Source organism: Castellaniella ginsengisoli (assembly GCF_040955415.1).
Lineage (GTDB): Bacteria > Pseudomonadota > Gammaproteobacteria > Burkholderiales > Burkholderiaceae_B > Castellaniella > Castellaniella ginsengisoli.
On sequence record NZ_CP158257.1, the window covers coordinates 452,233 to 466,291 of the forward strand.

15 protein-coding genes are annotated in these 14,059 nt (G+C 68.2%); 4 read left to right on the top strand and 11 right to left on the bottom strand.

All coding sequences use genetic code 11. From position 1 onward, the window contains the following. Positions 1–31: 31 nt before the first annotated feature. Positions 32–1,459, top strand: a complete 1,428-nt coding sequence (locus tag ABRZ00_RS02180) for an ATP-binding protein (protein ID WP_368641301.1) — start codon at positions 32–34, stop codon at positions 1,457–1,459. A 50-nt stretch (positions 1,460–1,509) separates the two neighbouring features. Continuing rightward, on the top strand, positions 1,510–2,058 hold the full coding sequence (locus ABRZ00_RS02185; RefSeq protein ID WP_343837072.1) for a peroxiredoxin: 549 nt from the start codon (positions 1,510–1,512) through the stop codon (positions 2,056–2,058). A gap of 69 nt (positions 2,059–2,127) precedes the next feature. Here the strand turns inward: ABRZ00_RS02185 and ispF are convergent, their stop codons facing one another. Together ispF and ABRZ00_RS02195 are read right to left on the bottom strand one after the other, a co-directional pair. Then, on the bottom strand, positions 2,128–2,628 hold the full coding sequence (gene ispF / locus ABRZ00_RS02190; protein WP_368641300.1) for a 2-C-methyl-D-erythritol 2,4-cyclodiphosphate synthase: 501 nt from the start codon (positions 2,626–2,628) through the stop codon (positions 2,128–2,130). A 25-nt stretch (positions 2,629–2,653) separates the two neighbouring features. Beyond that, positions 2,654–3,382: a 2-C-methyl-D-erythritol 4-phosphate cytidylyltransferase gene (locus tag ABRZ00_RS02195; protein ID WP_368647823.1), complete on the bottom strand. Its 729-nt coding sequence runs from the start codon at positions 3,380–3,382 to the stop codon at positions 2,654–2,656. 156 nt (positions 3,383–3,538) lie between these two features. Here ABRZ00_RS02195 and eda point away from each other — a divergent pair, with 156 nt between their 5' ends. Continuing rightward, positions 3,539–4,165, top strand: a complete 627-nt coding sequence (eda, locus tag ABRZ00_RS02200; protein ID WP_368641298.1) for a bifunctional 4-hydroxy-2-oxoglutarate aldolase/2-dehydro-3-deoxy-phosphogluconate aldolase — start codon at positions 3,539–3,541, stop codon at positions 4,163–4,165. 30 nt (positions 4,166–4,195) lie between these two features. Here eda and ABRZ00_RS02205 read toward each other — a convergent pair whose 3' ends face one another. The 9 genes from ABRZ00_RS02205 to edd form a co-directional block, all read right to left on the bottom strand. Continuing rightward, positions 4,196–5,164: a 2-hydroxyacid dehydrogenase gene (locus tag ABRZ00_RS02205; RefSeq protein WP_368641297.1), complete on the bottom strand. Its 969-nt coding sequence runs from the start codon at positions 5,162–5,164 to the stop codon at positions 4,196–4,198. Next, positions 5,164–6,114, bottom strand: a complete 951-nt coding sequence (locus ABRZ00_RS02210; protein WP_368641296.1) for a sugar kinase — start codon at positions 6,112–6,114, stop codon at positions 5,164–5,166. The genes ABRZ00_RS02205 and ABRZ00_RS02210 overlap by 1 nt, the downstream gene beginning before the upstream one ends. Continuing rightward, positions 6,101–6,898 carry a glutamine ABC transporter ATP-binding protein gene (locus ABRZ00_RS02215; protein ID WP_368644400.1) on the bottom strand — a complete coding sequence of 266 codons (798 nt, stop codon included), beginning with the start codon at positions 6,896–6,898 and terminating at the stop codon, positions 6,101–6,103. The genes ABRZ00_RS02210 and ABRZ00_RS02215 overlap by 14 nt, the downstream gene beginning before the upstream one ends. Positions 6,899–6,907: 9 nt before the next feature. Then, positions 6,908–7,678: an amino acid ABC transporter ATP-binding protein gene (locus ABRZ00_RS02220; protein ID WP_343837087.1), complete on the bottom strand. Its 771-nt coding sequence runs from the start codon at positions 7,676–7,678 to the stop codon at positions 6,908–6,910. A 20-nt stretch (positions 7,679–7,698) separates the two neighbouring features. Further along, complete coding sequence (locus ABRZ00_RS02225) at positions 7,699–8,481, bottom strand: transporter substrate-binding domain-containing protein (protein WP_368642812.1); 783 nt, start codon at positions 8,479–8,481, stop codon at positions 7,699–7,701. Positions 8,482–8,589: 108 nt separating this feature from the next. Beyond that, a complete protein-coding gene (locus ABRZ00_RS02230) occupies positions 8,590–9,246 on the bottom strand; it encodes an amino acid ABC transporter permease (RefSeq protein WP_368640311.1) in 657 nt (218 codons plus the stop codon). Continuing rightward, positions 9,243–9,917, bottom strand: a complete 675-nt coding sequence (locus ABRZ00_RS02235; RefSeq protein ID WP_368641294.1) for an amino acid ABC transporter permease — start codon at positions 9,915–9,917, stop codon at positions 9,243–9,245. The genes ABRZ00_RS02230 and ABRZ00_RS02235 overlap by 4 nt, the downstream gene beginning before the upstream one ends. A gap of 101 nt (positions 9,918–10,018) precedes the next feature. Continuing rightward, positions 10,019–11,131 carry a LacI family DNA-binding transcriptional regulator gene (locus tag ABRZ00_RS02240; RefSeq protein WP_368642811.1) on the bottom strand — a complete coding sequence of 371 codons (1,113 nt, stop codon included), beginning with the start codon at positions 11,129–11,131 and terminating at the stop codon, positions 10,019–10,021. A 44-nt stretch (positions 11,132–11,175) separates the two neighbouring features. Beyond that, positions 11,176–13,008 carry a phosphogluconate dehydratase gene (gene edd / locus ABRZ00_RS02245; RefSeq protein WP_368641293.1) on the bottom strand — a complete coding sequence of 611 codons (1,833 nt, stop codon included), beginning with the start codon at positions 13,006–13,008 and terminating at the stop codon, positions 11,176–11,178. 191 nt (positions 13,009–13,199) lie between these two features. Between edd and hexR the strand changes: the two genes are divergently transcribed. After that, a complete protein-coding gene (gene hexR / locus ABRZ00_RS02250) occupies positions 13,200–14,045 on the top strand; it encodes a transcriptional regulator HexR (protein ID WP_368641292.1) in 846 nt (281 codons plus the stop codon). Positions 14,046–14,059: the final 14 nt, after the last annotated feature.

Here is a 14,059-nt window from a genome sequence, read left to right on the forward strand (position 1 = left end):
GGGCCATGCGCCCGTCGGCGGGCCAGGCACCATGACTTTCCTGAAAAGGCTCCGGCATGGCATCCGGCCCCGGCTGCGGCTGGGGCTGTTCAGCCGTTCCTTCCTGCTGATCGCCTTCCTGATGCTGGTCAGCCTCGGGGCATGGCTGCAAATCGTCTTCAACATCGAGGAAGGCCCCCGGGCCTCCCAGCTCGCTCAACGGGTCGCCACCACAGTCAGCATCACGCGCTCGGCCCTGGTTTATGCGCCGCCGCCCGTGCGCCCATCCCTGCTGCTGGATCTGGCCACCCAGGAAAGCCTGCGCGTCCAGCCCCGCGAGCCTTCCGACGTCCTCGAGCCGCTGCCCCACACCGACTACTGGACGCACGTCTCCGCCGGGATCCGCAACCGGCTGGGCAGCCAGACGGCCATCATGTGGTCCGTGAATCAGGTGCCCGGCATCTGGATCAGCTTCCACATCAACGAGGATATGTACTGGCTGGTCTTCGACCGCGACCAACTGCGCCTGACCACCGGCACGGAATGGCTGGGGTGGGTGGCGGCCTCGCTCATGCTGGCGCTGCTGGGCGCGGCCATCAGCGTGCGATTCATCAACCAGCCGCTGGCCCAACTGGCCAAGGTCGCCCAGCAACTGGCGCGCGGGGAAACACCCACGCCACTGCCCGAAAAGGGGCCGGTCGAAATCCGCGACATGAACATCGCCTTCAACCGGATGGCGCGCGACCTGCGCCAGAACGAGGCCGACCGGGAGATCATGCTGGCGGGAATTTCCCATGATCTGCGCACCCCCCTGGCGCGGATCCGCCTGGAAATCGAGATGAGCCACATGACCGACGAGGCCCGCCAGGCCATCGACGAGGATCTGGCCCAGATCAACCACAGCATCGGCCAATTGATGGAATACGCGCGTCCGGCGGGCCAGGTGCCGGAGACCGGCGTCGACGTATCACGCGCGCTGCGGGATCTGTTCGAGCGCGAGCGCAGCCACACGGAATCCCTGGGCGGTGAACTCGAAGCCAGCATCGAAGCCGGCCTGCAGGCGCGCATCAGCGCCAACGACATCAAGCGCATCGTCAGCAACCTGATCGAAAACGCCCGGCGCTACGGCCGCAGCGCCAGCGACGGGCGCGCACGCATCAAGCTGATCGCCTATCAGAGCGGCAACCAGTTGACCATCGAAGTCCGCGACCAGGGCATCGGCATCCCCGCGACGGACATCCAGCGATTGCTGCGGCCTTTTGCGCGCGGTGAATCCGCCCGCACCGGGGTCAGCGGCGCCGGCCTGGGTCTGTCCATCGTCGAGCGGCTGCTGGGCCAGGTGGGCGGCAAATTCACCCTGGCGTCCAATACCCCGCGAGGCCTGCTGGCGCGCATCGAAATCCCCTTGGCCAAATCCCAGGGACAGGATTTGAAACGGCGCAACCGCGCCGCCCGCGGCGCTTTGCCGAGCGAGCCATAGCGTAGAATGGGATGGCGGCCGCGATGGCCGTACTCATCTCAGGAGCCCCGATGAAAACCATAGGCGACAAGCTCGAGGCCTTCCGCGTCACCGGCGTCAAACCCGGATTCAATCAGCACGAGGAAAACGGCGTCTCGGCCTTCGAGGACATCACCGAATCATCCTTCCCCGGCAAATGGAAGGTGATCTACTTCTACCCCAAGGACTTCACCCAGGTCTGCCCGACCGAGATCATCGGTTTCAACGCCCTGGCCGATGCATTCGAAGAACGCGGCGCCGTGCTGATGGGCGGCTCGACCGACAACGAATACGTCAAGCTCGCCTGGCGGCGCGACAACCCCGAACTGGGCAAGCTCAACCACTATCAGTTCAGCGATACGGCCGGCGCGCTGGTCGATCCGCTGGGCATCCGGGACAAATCCGAGGGCGTCGCCTTTCGCGCCACCTTCATCGTCGATCCCGACAACATCATCCAGCACGTGTCGGTCAACAATTTCAACGTGGGCCGCAGCCCCGAGGAAACCCTGCGCGTACTGGATGCACTGCTGACCGAAGGCCTGTGCGCCTGCAACCGCCCCGTGGGCGGCGGCACCCTGTAGCGCGCCCCACGTCCGCAGCGGGCGGGCCGCCCCGGCAAGGCAGGCATGAAATGATCCGCGGGGATCGCCTCATGCCTGTCTTGCAGACGCCAGCAGCGCCACGGCGCTGGCCGCGATGCCTTCGCCCCGCCCCAGATAGCCCAGGCCCTCATTGGTCTTGGCCTTGACGTTGACCAGCGCCGCATCGATTCCAAGGTCGCCGGCGATGCACACCGCCATGGCCGCCGCGTGCGGCGCGATCTTGGGCGCCTGGGCATGCACCGTGGCGTCCACATTGACCACGGTCCAACCCGCCTCCCGGGCCAGGCGAGCGGCTTCCCGCAGGAACAGGCGGCTGTCGGCCCCGGCCCAGCGCGGATCGCGGTCTGAAAAATGACGGCCGATATCGCCCAGCCCGGCTCCCCCCAGGATCGCATCGGTCACTGCGTGCAGCAGCACATCCGCGTCCGAATGGCCGGCCAGACCCCGCTCATAGGGAATGCGCACGCCGCCAATAATGAGGGGACGGCCCTCGACCAGGACGTGCAGGTCGTGGCCCTGGCCGATACGGAAAGGAAAGAGAGAAATCATGGTGGCGGCTCCAGAGCAATGCCGTTCAGCGGCCCGGCGGCGGGCGGCGCGCCGCCAGCCGGTCCTCGAACCAGTCGAAATCTTCCGGCCAGGTCAGCTTGTCGTTGGCGCGCGCGCCGCGCACGAGCAGCGGCGCGGGCGCCGAAGCGGCGGCCAGTTCGACCGCCGAGGCCTCGTCGGTCACGCGGGGGTCGCCCGCGCACGCCTCCAGCGCCGAACGCAGCGTGCCTGCGCGAAACATCTGCGGCGTCTGCGCCAGCCACAGGCCTTCGCGCGGCAGCGTTCGCGCCACGCAAGCCTCCTGGCCCGCCCCGCCGGCGGACTGCTTGACCGTATCGGCCACCGGCAGCGCCAGCAGCCCGCCCCGGCCGCGCGACAGGCAGGCGTCGATCAGGCGCCCCAGGGCCTCGGCCGGCAGGCCCGGCCGGGCGGCATCATGCACCAGCACCCCGACGGCGTCAGCCACGTCCGCATCCCGCAGGGCGGCGCGCACGGTCTCGGCCCGCGTCGGGCCGCCGCAGGCGCGCCAGACCGTGCGCGGCAAGCCGGACAGCGCGGCCTGCACCCAGGGATCGCCCGGCGCCACCGCGACCCGCACTTGAGCGACGCGGGCGTCGGCCAGCAACGCGCGCACGGTCCGGCGCAGCATGGGCTCACCATCCAGGTCTCGATACTGCTTGGGCCGGCCGTCCGCACTGCCGGCGCGCGCGCCGATGCCGGCGGCGGGCACCAAGGCGATCAGGGTGTCGTTCATGAGGGGCGATTTTAGCCCACGGGCGGATGCGCCCCGGGATTTTCGCGCCGCCGGAAAAGTAGTCAAACAATCAAAATTGTCGCATATCGATGATTTCTTCTTTCGCATGTAGAATGACTACATTCTCATTTTCTTGGCGCCGCGCCTTCCGATCCCATGAACGCTCTCGAACTGATCGAACTCAGCCCGGTCATGCCCGTCATCGTGGTCCGCGATCCGGACACGGCCGTGGACCTGGCCCGCTCACTGGTCGCGGGCGGGATCCGCACCCTGGAAATCACCCTGCGTTCGGCGGCCGCGCTCGAAGCGATCACCGCCATCCAGAGCCAGGTGCCCGACGCCGTGGTCGGCGTGGGCACCGTGCGCACACCGCAACAACTGGATGCCGCCCTGCGCGCCGGCGCCCGCTTCGCCATCAGCCCGGGCCTGACCGAAGAGCTGGCCGGCGCCGCGCGCGCCTCGGGCATCCCGTTCCTGCCGGGCGTCGCCACGGCTTCCGAGGCGATGCGCGCGGCGGAACTGGGCTTCCTGGTGCAGAAACTGTTCCCGGCCGAAGCTGTGGGGGGCGCGGCGCTGCTGCGCGCCTGGCACGGTCCCCTGCCCGACTTGATCTTCTGCCCCACCGGGGGCATTCACGCGGGCAATGCCGCCCAATACCTGGCGCTGCCCAACGTCGGCTGCATCGGCGGATCATGGCTCACGCCCGCCGCCGCCATCGAAGCCCGGCAATGGGACGCCATCACCGCCCTGGCCCGCGAGGCCTGCGCGCTCGCGGCGGGCTGACGCACCGCGCGCGTTCACCCGCGCGGTGGATCAGACAGGCTTGTAGGCGGCCGGGGGCGTCTCGCCCCGCAATACGCTCAACAGATTATCGACCGCCAAGGCGGCCATGGCCGCGCGCGTCTCGTGCGTCGCCGAACCGATGTGCGGCAGCGCCAGGATGCGCGGATGACCGAGCAGCGGCGAGTCCTGCGGCAAAGGCTCGACATCGAACACGTCCAGCCCGGCGCCGCGCAGGCGGCCGCTCGCCAGAGCGTCCAGCAGGGCGCGCTCCTGGACGATGGGACCGCGCGCGCCGTTGATCAGAATCGCGCCGGGCTTCATGCGGGCAAAGGCCTCGGGCCCGATCAGGCCGCGCGTCTCTTCGGTCAGCGGCAGCACCAGCACGACAAAATCGGCGCATGCCAGCAGTTCGTCCAGGCCGACGGCCCGCGCCTTGCCGGGCGGCAGGCCGCTGTCGACGGAACGGCGGGCATGGTAGACCACCGGCATGTCGAAGCCGAGGGCCGCCCGGCGGGCCAGCGACCGGCCGATGCGGCCGTAGCCGACGATGCCCAGCGTCTTGCCGTGCACATCCCAACCGTACTCCTCGGGGCCGACATTGCGTACCCAGCGCCCTTCGCGCACCAGATCCGCCATATCGCACAGCCGGCGGCTGGTGGCCAGGATCATGCCGAACAACAGATCCGCCACCGATTCAGTCAGCACGCCGGGGGTGTGGCACAGCACGATGCCGCGTTCGCGCAGGGCCGCCAGCGGATAGGCATCCACGCCGACCGACACGCTGGACACCACTTTCAAGGCGGGCGCCCGGTCCAGCAGCGCCGCATCCAGGCGGAAACTGGAGCCGATCATGCCCTGGACCCGGCCCAGCGCTTCGAAGAAGGCCTCGCGTTGATCTTCCCGGCGGGGATCGGCCTGGATGACCTCGTGCTCCGCAAGAATGCGCGCCAGTTGCGGTTCTGGCAGATCGCGATAGACGAGAACGGTTTGCCGCGACATCACAGCCCCGCCAGCCGCAGCAAGGTCCGCGTGGGCAGGCCTTCGGTATCGCCCTGGACCTGCACCGCGCGCGCGCCGATCCAGGCGCCGCGCACCACCGCGCGTTCGAGCGGCAGGCCTTCGAGCAGGCCGCTGATCACCCCCACGGCAAAACCGTCGCCCGCCCCCACGGTATCGACGACCCGCTCGACCGGACTGGCCGGCACGTAACCGCTGTGGGCGCCGTCATCGTAGTACGCCCCGTCCAGGCCGAGCTTGACGACCACCAGGCGCGCACCCAGGTCGCGATAGAAGCGCGCGATGGCCTCGGGCGTCTGCGCGCCGGTCAGCAGGCGGCCTTCTTCCAGCCCCGGGAGCACCCAGTCCGCCAGGGCGACCAGCTCGTGGATGCCCGCGCGCATGGCTTCTGTGGAGGGCCACAGCGTGGGCCGAAGATTCGGATCGAAAGAGACGGTCTTGCCGGCCTCGCGCATCAGGCGCATGGTCATGCGCGAGACCTGGAAGCTGTCGGCCGACACCGCCGCGAACACGCCGGTGGCATGCAGGTGGCGCGCGGACAGCAGCCACGCCCGGTCCACGTCCTCGGGCCGCATGCGGCTGGCGGCTGAACCGGCCCGGTGGTATTCGACCGGAGGATCGCTGCCGTCCATGACCCGGCCCTTGAACAGCATGCCGGTGCGCTCGCCCGGCACCAGACGCACCCGTGAGCAGTCCACCCCCTCGCCGCGCAGGCTGTCGAGCAGATAGCGCCCCATGGAGTCCTGCCCCAGGCGGCTGCCCCAGCCGACCCGCAGCCCCAACCGGGCCAGCCCGATGGCGACATTGGTCTCGGCGCCGGCCGTGTTCTTGTGGAAAATCTCGACCTTCTCCAGCGGCCCGGGCTGCCCGGCCACCAGCATCGTCATCGCCTCGCCCAGCGTCACGACGTCCAGCGGATCACTCTCTGTCATGGGATGATTGCTCCAGTCGGCGCAGCGCTTCCAGCGCCTGGCCGGTCACCCGGGCGAGATCCGCGCCGGTCAAAGGGTATTCAATGGCCCGGGGCGCCGCGGCGGGCAGCGCCCGCAGCACCGCGCGCCAGGGGGCGGCGGATGATTCCAGGGGGACGGCCACCCAGCGGTCGGGACGCCGCAGCACGCCTTTGCAATGCACGTAGCGCACCCGCGAGGCGAACACGCCGGCCGCCTGCAACGGGCATTCGCCCACCCAGTGCCAGTTGCCCATGTCGAAGGTCATGCCCAGCGGTACGCCGGCGTCATCGGCCGCGTGAAAGAAGGCCGACAGCGCCGGGACGGTGCCCGCCGCTTCCGTCTGGTCGTTTTCCACCAGCAGTTCGACCGGGCCGCCGTCCAGCAGGCCCCGCAAGGCCTCCAGGCCGGCCGGCGCGGCCGGCGAGAATCCGCCGATCGACATCTTCAGCCAGCCCGCGCCCAGCCGGGCCGCGCGATCCAGGCCCTCCAGGACCGCCGCCTCGTCGAAGCCGCCGGCCGCGTCCCACAGGCCGCGCGGGCTGGAATAGACGCGGACCAGGGCGGCCGGATCGGCCCATGCCGCCAGCGCGTCGAGCTCGCCGGCGGCATCCTCGCCCAGCAATTCGCCCCGCACTTCGATGCCGTCGGCGCCGCCCGCGCGGCACAGGCGCGCGAACCAGAGCTGGCCATGGCGCCGGACTTCGTCCGCGCCGAATGCGGTCAGGGACACCAGCGCGCTGCGCGCCGGAATCTGCGCATGCATGATCGCTCCTCAGTGATTCAGGATCTGGCCGAGGAAACTGCGCGTTTTTTCGTGGCGCGGGGCCTCGAAGAACTGATCCGGCGGCGCCTGCTCGACGACCTGGCCATCGGCCATGAAGATCACCCGGTCGGCCACACTGCGGGCGAAGCCCATTTCATGGGTCACGCACAGCATGGTCATGCCGTCGCGGGCCAGACCGATCATGGTGTCCAGGACTTCCTTGACCATTTCCGGATCGAGGGCGGACGTGGGTTCGTCGAACAGCATGACCTTGGGGGTCATGCACAGCGCGCGCGCGATGGCCACGCGCTGCTGCTGCCCCCCGGACAACTGGCTGGGGTATTTGTGCGCCTGCTCGGCGATCCGCACGCGCGAGAGGTACTCCATCGCCAGGGCCTCGGCCTGCTCGGCCTTGAGCCCGCGCGAACGCATCGGCGCCAGCATGCAATTGCGCAGCACCGTCATGTGCGGAAACAGATTGAACTGCTGAAAGACCATGCCGACTTCCTGCCGCACGGCATCGACCCCGCGCCCGTCGGCGCCCAGCGTAATGCCATCCACCACGATGCGCCCGTCCCGGATGGTTTCCAGGCCGTTGATGCAGCGGATCAGGGTGGACTTGCCCGAACCCGAAGGTCCGCAGATCACGATGCGCTCGCCGGTCGCCACCGTCAGATCGATGTCGGTCAGGGCATGGAACTGCCCATACCATTTGTTGAGCTTTTCGATCTGGATGATCGGGGCGCCGGAGGGCGTATCTCGGGTCGGAGTCGAAGTCATGGCGGCAAGTCAGGAGTCGATCAGGATTTCTTCAGTGCGGGCAGCGGCGCGCCGAGCCATTTCTGGTAGAGCTTGCTGAGCTCGCCGTTCTCGATGTTGCGGTCGATCAGCTCATTGAAAGCCTTGAGCGTTTCCGGCTGGTCCGGACGGATGGCCACGGCCATTTCCTGCTGCATCAGCACGAACTTGTTGTCGAAGCGGTTCGGGGCGCGGCGGGCGATGCCGGCGGCCACGGTGGTGGAGCAGCCGATCGCGTCGACCTGGCCGGACAGCAGCGCCTGCATGGCCGAAGCGTCGTCGTCGAAGCGGCGGATGTCGGCATCCTTGGGAGCGATCTTGGTGACGGCGATGTCCTGGGTGCTGGCGCGCGCGACGCCGATCCGCTTGCCCGACAGCCCCTCGGGGCCGGAAATCGCCAGGTCCTTGCCGCCGAACACCACGATCTGCGCGGCCGAGTACGGATTCGAGAACTGCACCTGCTTGGCGCGCTCCGGCGTGATGGCCAGCGAAGCCACCAGCACATCGACCTTGTCGGTCAGCAGGTAGGGAATGCGGTTGGGGCCGGACACGGGCACGATCTTGAGCTTCACGCCCAGATCCTTGGCCAGCAGCCTGGCCACATCGGCGTCATAGCCGTCGGGCTGGTTTTCGGTGTTCATGATGCCGTAGGGCGGGAAGTCGACCAGCATGCCGATCGTCAGCTCGCCTTTTTGCTTGACCTGATCGATGGTTTCCGCCGTGGCTGCGGGCGCCAGGCCGATGGCCAGTGTGGCGCAGGCGGCCAGCAAGGTGCCTCCCAGCATGCCGCGCAAGGTGTGGTTCTTGAACATGAAACATCTCCGTGAGGTTGCCGGCCCGAGGCCGGTGGACACTGAAAAGAGGACGCCGTTGCGCCCCGGAAACCGAGCCGCCTAGGCGCGCGCCTGAGCCAATGCCAGGCGCCGCTCCATCCGCCCCGCCAGCAGCGACAGCGGCCAGCACAGCAGGAAATACAGGACCGCCACGATGGAAAACACCACCATGGGCTCGAACGTGGCATTGTTCACGATCTGCCCCGCCCGGGTCAGCTCGGTGAAACCGATGATGGCCGCCAGCGAAGTGCCTTTGATGACCTGCACCAGATACCCGACCGTGGGCGGCACGGCGATCTTGAGCGCCTGCGGCAGGATCACATCGCGCAGGCGGGTGCGGTAGTTGAGCCCCAGGGCGGCGGCGGCTTCCCATTGGCCGCGCGGCACGGCCTCGATGCAGCCGCGCCAGATCTCGCCGAGGAACGAGCCGGCATTCAGCGTCAGCGCCACGGCGGCGGCCGTCCAGGGATCGACCTCGAAGCCGATCACCGGCGCGCCGAAGAACACCAGGAACAACTGCAGCAGCAGCGGCGTGCCGCGAAACACCTGGATGAAGCCCGTCGCCAGCGCCCGCGCGGCGCGGTTCGTACCGGTGCGCGCCAACGCAACCGCCAGGCCGACCAGCCCGCCGCCGATGAAGGCAATGATCGACAGCAGCACAGTCCATTGGACGGCCTGCAGGATGTACCAGAAGTCGGTGATTCCGAAGGTTCTCATGAACGGCCGTCCGGATAGTTCAGGTACCGGTCGTGGACCCGGCGAAAAACGTAGGAGAAACACAGCGTCAGCGCCAGGTAGATCAGCGTGATGACGATATAGATTTCGAAGCTGCGAAAGGTTTCGGACTGCAATGTGGCCGCCACCGAGGTCAGATCGTTGGCCGAGATCACCGACACCACGCTGGAGGCCAGCATCAGCAGGATGAACTGGCTGGTCAGCGCCGGATAGATGGCGCGCAGGGCGGGCTTGAGCACGATATAGCGGAAGATCTCGATCCGCGACAGGTTCAGCGCCAGGCCGGCCTCGACCTGGCCCCGGGGGATGGCTTCGATCCCCGCGCGTACGATTTCCGTGGCGTAGGCGCCCAGGTTGACCGTCATGGCCACCAGCGCCGCCGTATAGGGCGACCAGCGCACGCCGATCGCCGGCAGGGCGAAGAAGAAAAAGAACAGTTGCACCAGGAACGGCGTATTGCGGATAAGCTCGATGTAGACTTGGATCAGCGCGCGCAACAAGGCCGGCCCGGAGGTCTTGCCCCAGGCGCACAATACCGCCACTCCCAGGCCGAGCAGCATCGACAAGGCGGAAAGCTGGATCGTCATCCAGGTCCCGCGCAGCAGCAGCGGCCACGCTTCGAAGACCGGTCCGAACTGGAAGGTGTAATTCATGGGAATCGCCAGGGCCGCATTGATGAAACCGGTTTCATTATACTGAAATATATCAACAGCGAAAATCAGTGCTTACCCTGGAATCCGGCCGCCCACCGGCCTCAGCCGCGGATCCCCGGCACCTTGCCTGATGCGGCAAGAGATTCGAGCCGTGTCGAGCCCCGCGCCATCAGCGTCCCCGGCAGGCGGATCGAACGGGCGGGCGCGGCCAGCCCGCCGATGCGCTCGATCAGGCAGCGCGCCGCCAGACTGCCCAGGGCGTCGGTAGGCTGTGCCACCGCGCTGATGCCCGGCCCGACGTACGGCGCCCAAGGGGTGTCGTCGATGCCGATCAGGCCGATGTCCGGCCCCAGGCGCCACCCCAGTTGCGCGACGGCAGCCACGATCCGCATGCTGACGACCCCGTTGACCGCCAGCACGGCCGGCGGGCGGCGCGCACCGGCCCGCAAATCCCGCAAAGCCTGTGCCAGGCCGTCCTGGTCGTCGACGGATACCTCGATCCAGCGGCCGCCGGCCTGTGGCCCCAAAGCATCCAGCCGGCTCTCGAAGGCCCGGACGCGCTCGATGCGGGAGCTGACCCCGCCCAACGGTTCGGTGACGAGCAGGAATTCCCGATAGCCGGCCTCCTGCAGGTGATCAAGACAGGCATGCACGGCCTGGACGTTGTCCAGCGACACGAAATCGACTTCCAGCCCTTGATGCAGCCGATCGACCAGCACCACCGGCCGGCCCCGCAGAACGGGCGTCAGCACCGAGCCTTGCTCCAGTCCCATGGTGTTGAGGATGAAGCCCTCGACCTGATAGGTCGACAGCACTTTCAGGCCCACGCTTTCGCGTTCGCGCTCGTTGGCCAGGTTGAACAGCATCATCAGATAGCCCGCTTGGCGGCAGGCCTGCTCGGCTCCGCTGAGAACGGCGACCGAATACGGATTGGTGATGTCGGCCACCACCAGGCCGATCAGCCGCGAGCGGCCACGCTTGAGCGCCCGGGCCATCGGGCTGGGCGTGTAGGACAGGGCCTCGATCGCGGCCTCGACCCGGCGGGCGATTTCCGGCGACAGCAGCGTGTCGCGGTGATTGAGGAACCGCGACACAGTCGCCTTGGAGACGCCGGCGTGGCGAGCCACGTCGGCAATCGTGCTGCGCGGCGGATGATTGCTCATGAGCGGAAAAGCCTGGAGAAGACGCGCATGCGCCGGACCCGCGCAGGCAATGCGCGGGCGAACGCCTCATTGTAGCCAGCCGGCGGGTGCGGCGTTCAGCGCCCCGCCCACTGCGGCCATTGAAAGAAACAGGCCCCCTGCTCGGCGCCGTCCGCCTGAGCGCGCGCCACGCCGAACAGATCGCGGCCGATGCCCTGCGCCGACGCCTGCGGATCGAAGCCGGCCGGTTCGCGCGCCAGCCAGCCGGCATCCCCCAGAACCTCCAGCGTACCGGCGATGGTGTCCAGCCGGATCCGGTCTCCGTCGCGCAGGCGCGCCAGCGGCCCGCCCACGCTGGCTTCCGGGGTCACGTGGATTGCAGCGGGCACCTTGCCCGACGCGCCCGACATCCGGCCGTCGGTCACCAGGGCCACCCGATGGCCGCGCCCCTGCAACACGGACAGCGCGGGCGTCAGTTGGTGCAGCTCGGGCATGCCGTTGGCGCGCGGCCCTTGGAAGCGCAGCACCGCCACCATGTCCTGTTCCAGTTCGCCTCGCCGGAACGCTTCCAGCAGCGCCGCCTGGCTCTCGAAGATCCGCGCGGGCGCTTCGATCAGCCGATGTTCGGGCGCGACAGCCGACACCTTGATCACCGCGCGCCCCAGATTGCCGCGCAGAAGCTTGAGCCCGCCATCCGGACTGAAAGGCGCCGGCGCTGCGCGCAGCACCGAGGGGTCCGCCGATGCGCGCGGGCCGTCTTCCCACGCCAGGGCGCCGTCGCGCAGCACCGGATGGCGCGTATAGGCATCCAGCCCCTTGCCCATGATCGTGGTCACGTCTTCGTGCAGCAACCCGGCTTCGCGCAGGCTGCGAATCAGGAACGCCATACCACCCGCCGCCTGGAACTGGTTCACGTCGGCGCCGCCATTCGGATACACGCGCGCCAGCAGCGGCACCACGGCCGACAGATCGGAGAAGTCGTCCCAATCGATGGCCACGCCCGCCGCGCGGGCCACGGCGACCAGATGCATGGTGTGGTTCGTGGAGCCGCCGGTGGCCAGCAGGCCGACGATGCCGTTGACCAGCGCGCGCTCATCGATGACTTCCGCCACCGGCGTGAAGCGCCCGCCCCCGGCGACCAAGGACAAGGCATGGCGGGCGGCCTCACGGGTCAGGGCTTCGCGCAGCGCGCTGCCCGGCGGCACGAAAGAGGCTCCCGGCAGATGCAGGCCCATGATTTCCATCAGCATCTGGTTGGAATTGGCCGTGCCGTAGAAGGTACAGGTGCCGGGCGCGTGATAGGCGCCCATTTCCGAGGCCAGCAGGGCGTCCCGCCCCACCTCGCCCTGGGCATGCCGTTGCCGCACCCGGGATTTTTCCTCGTTCGAGATACCCGAGGGCATCGGCCCGGCCGGCACGAAGACCACCGGCAGGTGGCCGAAGCTGAGCGCGCCGATCAGCATGCCCGGCACGATCTTGTCGCAGACCCCGAGGCAGACCGCCGCATCGAACATCTGGTGGCTGAGCGCGATCGCCGTGGACATGGCGATCACATCGCGGGAAAACAAGCTCAGCTCCATGCCCGCCTGCCCCTGGGTGATGCCGTCGCACATGGCGGGAACCCCGCCCGCGAACTGGGCGCTGCCGCCGGCGGCGAAGGCCGCCTGCCGGATCCAGAGCGGGTAGCGGCCCAGCGGCTGATGGGCCGACAGCATGTCGTTGTAGGCCGACACGATGGCCAGATTGGGCCGTTCCGTACCCGCCAGGCGTTCCTTGGCGTCCTCCGGTTCGGCCGCCAGCGCATGAGCCAGATTGGCGCACGCCAACTGGGCGCGCTGCGTCTTTTGCCCATAGGCCGCGCGGCTGCGCGCCAGGTAATGCCCGCGCGTTTCGCGGCTGCGGGCAACGATGCGCGCAGTCACGGACTGGACGACGGAATGAAGGGTCATGGCGGCCTCCGGCAAGTGGGATGGAGAAGGATCCAGTATAGGACTATTTTTAGTAAAACTACATTTTTATCAATATTAATTAATTATTTATACTTTTAAGTAGATTAACTACTTTCGTCTGCGGCCTGCCAAGGCACTGTCCGGGCAGGCCAGGCCCGGCCCCAACAGCGCGCCTTTATACTGATGCCCTCATGAATACATCCATCCTGCCCGAGCTGCGCGCCCGTCTGCCCCGGCTGAGCCGCGCAGCCGCCCGCGTCGCGCGCCTGGCCATTGCCCGTCCCGGCGAGGTCGCGCGCATGACCATCGGCGAAATCGCCCAGGCGGCCGAGGTCAGCGAGCCCACGGTGATCCGTTTCTGCCGCTCGCTGGGTCATGCGGGATGGCCCGATTTCAAGGTCAGGCTGGCTGCCAGCCTGATGGCCGGCGTGCCCTACGTGCATTCTTCCCTCACCCCCGGAGAAAGCGTGGCCGGCCTGACCGACAAGGTCTTCGACAACGCCGTCTCGGCGCTGCTGCGCGTGCGCGACGGGCTCGACCCCGCCGCCGTCGAATCGGCCATCGGCCTGCTGACGCAGGCCCGCCGCATCGAGTTCTACGGCGTGGGCAATTCCGGCATCGTCGCCGCCGATGCGCAGCACAAGTTCTTTCGTTTCGATCTGGCGGTCGCCGCCTACGCCGACAGCCACGTCCAAAGCATGGCGGCCTCGCTGCTGGGGCCCGCCGACGTGCTGGTGGCGATCTCGCACTCGGGCCGCTCGCGCGAACTGCTCGAAGCCGCCGCGCTGGCGCGCGCCAACGGCTGCCCCCTGATCGCCATCACCGCCTCCGGCACGCCCCTGGCCGAACTGGCGACTCTGCCCCTGACGGCCGACACCCAGGAAGACACCGCGCTCTACAGCCCCATGATCTCGCGACTGGCGCATCTGGCGATCATCGACGTGCTGGCCCTGGGCGTGGCCCTGCGGCGCGGCGACCAGGCCAGCCGGGTGCTGGAAAAAACCAAGAAAAGCCTGATCGGCAAGCGACGGCCGTAATCCCCCGAATACCC

Coding starts and splice junctions, on each gene's coding strand:
- ABRZ00_RS02180 (WP_368641301.1), top strand. CDS start 32: ATGACTTTCCTGAAAAGGCTCCGGCATGGCATCCGGCCCCGGCTGCGG.
- ABRZ00_RS02185 (WP_343837072.1), top strand. CDS start 1,510: ATGAAAACCATAGGCGACAAGCTCGAGGCCTTCCGCGTCACCGGCGTC.
- ispF (WP_368641300.1), bottom strand. CDS start 2,628: ATGATTTCTCTCTTTCCTTTCCGTATCGGCCAGGGCCACGACCTGCAC.
- ABRZ00_RS02195 (WP_368647823.1), bottom strand. CDS start 3,382: ATGAACGACACCCTGATCGCCTTGGTGCCCGCCGCCGGCATCGGCGCG.
- eda (WP_368641298.1), top strand. CDS start 3,539: ATGAACGCTCTCGAACTGATCGAACTCAGCCCGGTCATGCCCGTCATC.
- ABRZ00_RS02205 (WP_368641297.1), bottom strand. CDS start 5,164: ATGTCGCGGCAAACCGTTCTCGTCTATCGCGATCTGCCAGAACCGCAA.
- ABRZ00_RS02210 (WP_368641296.1), bottom strand. CDS start 6,114: ATGACAGAGAGTGATCCGCTGGACGTCGTGACGCTGGGCGAGGCGATG.
- ABRZ00_RS02215 (WP_368644400.1), bottom strand. CDS start 6,898: ATGCATGCGCAGATTCCGGCGCGCAGCGCGCTGGTGTCCCTGACCGCA.
- ABRZ00_RS02220 (WP_343837087.1), bottom strand. CDS start 7,678: ATGACTTCGACTCCGACCCGAGATACGCCCTCCGGCGCCCCGATCATC.
- ABRZ00_RS02225 (WP_368642812.1), bottom strand. CDS start 8,481: ATGCTGGGAGGCACCTTGCTGGCCGCCTGCGCCACACTGGCCATCGGC.
- ABRZ00_RS02230 (WP_368640311.1), bottom strand. CDS start 9,246: ATGAGAACCTTCGGAATCACCGACTTCTGGTACATCCTGCAGGCCGTC.
- ABRZ00_RS02235 (WP_368641294.1), bottom strand. CDS start 9,917: ATGAATTACACCTTCCAGTTCGGACCGGTCTTCGAAGCGTGGCCGCTG.
- edd (WP_368641293.1), bottom strand. CDS start 13,008: ATGACCCTTCATTCCGTCGTCCAGTCCGTGACTGCGCGCATCGTTGCC.
- hexR (WP_368641292.1), top strand. CDS start 13,200: ATGAATACATCCATCCTGCCCGAGCTGCGCGCCCGTCTGCCCCGGCTG.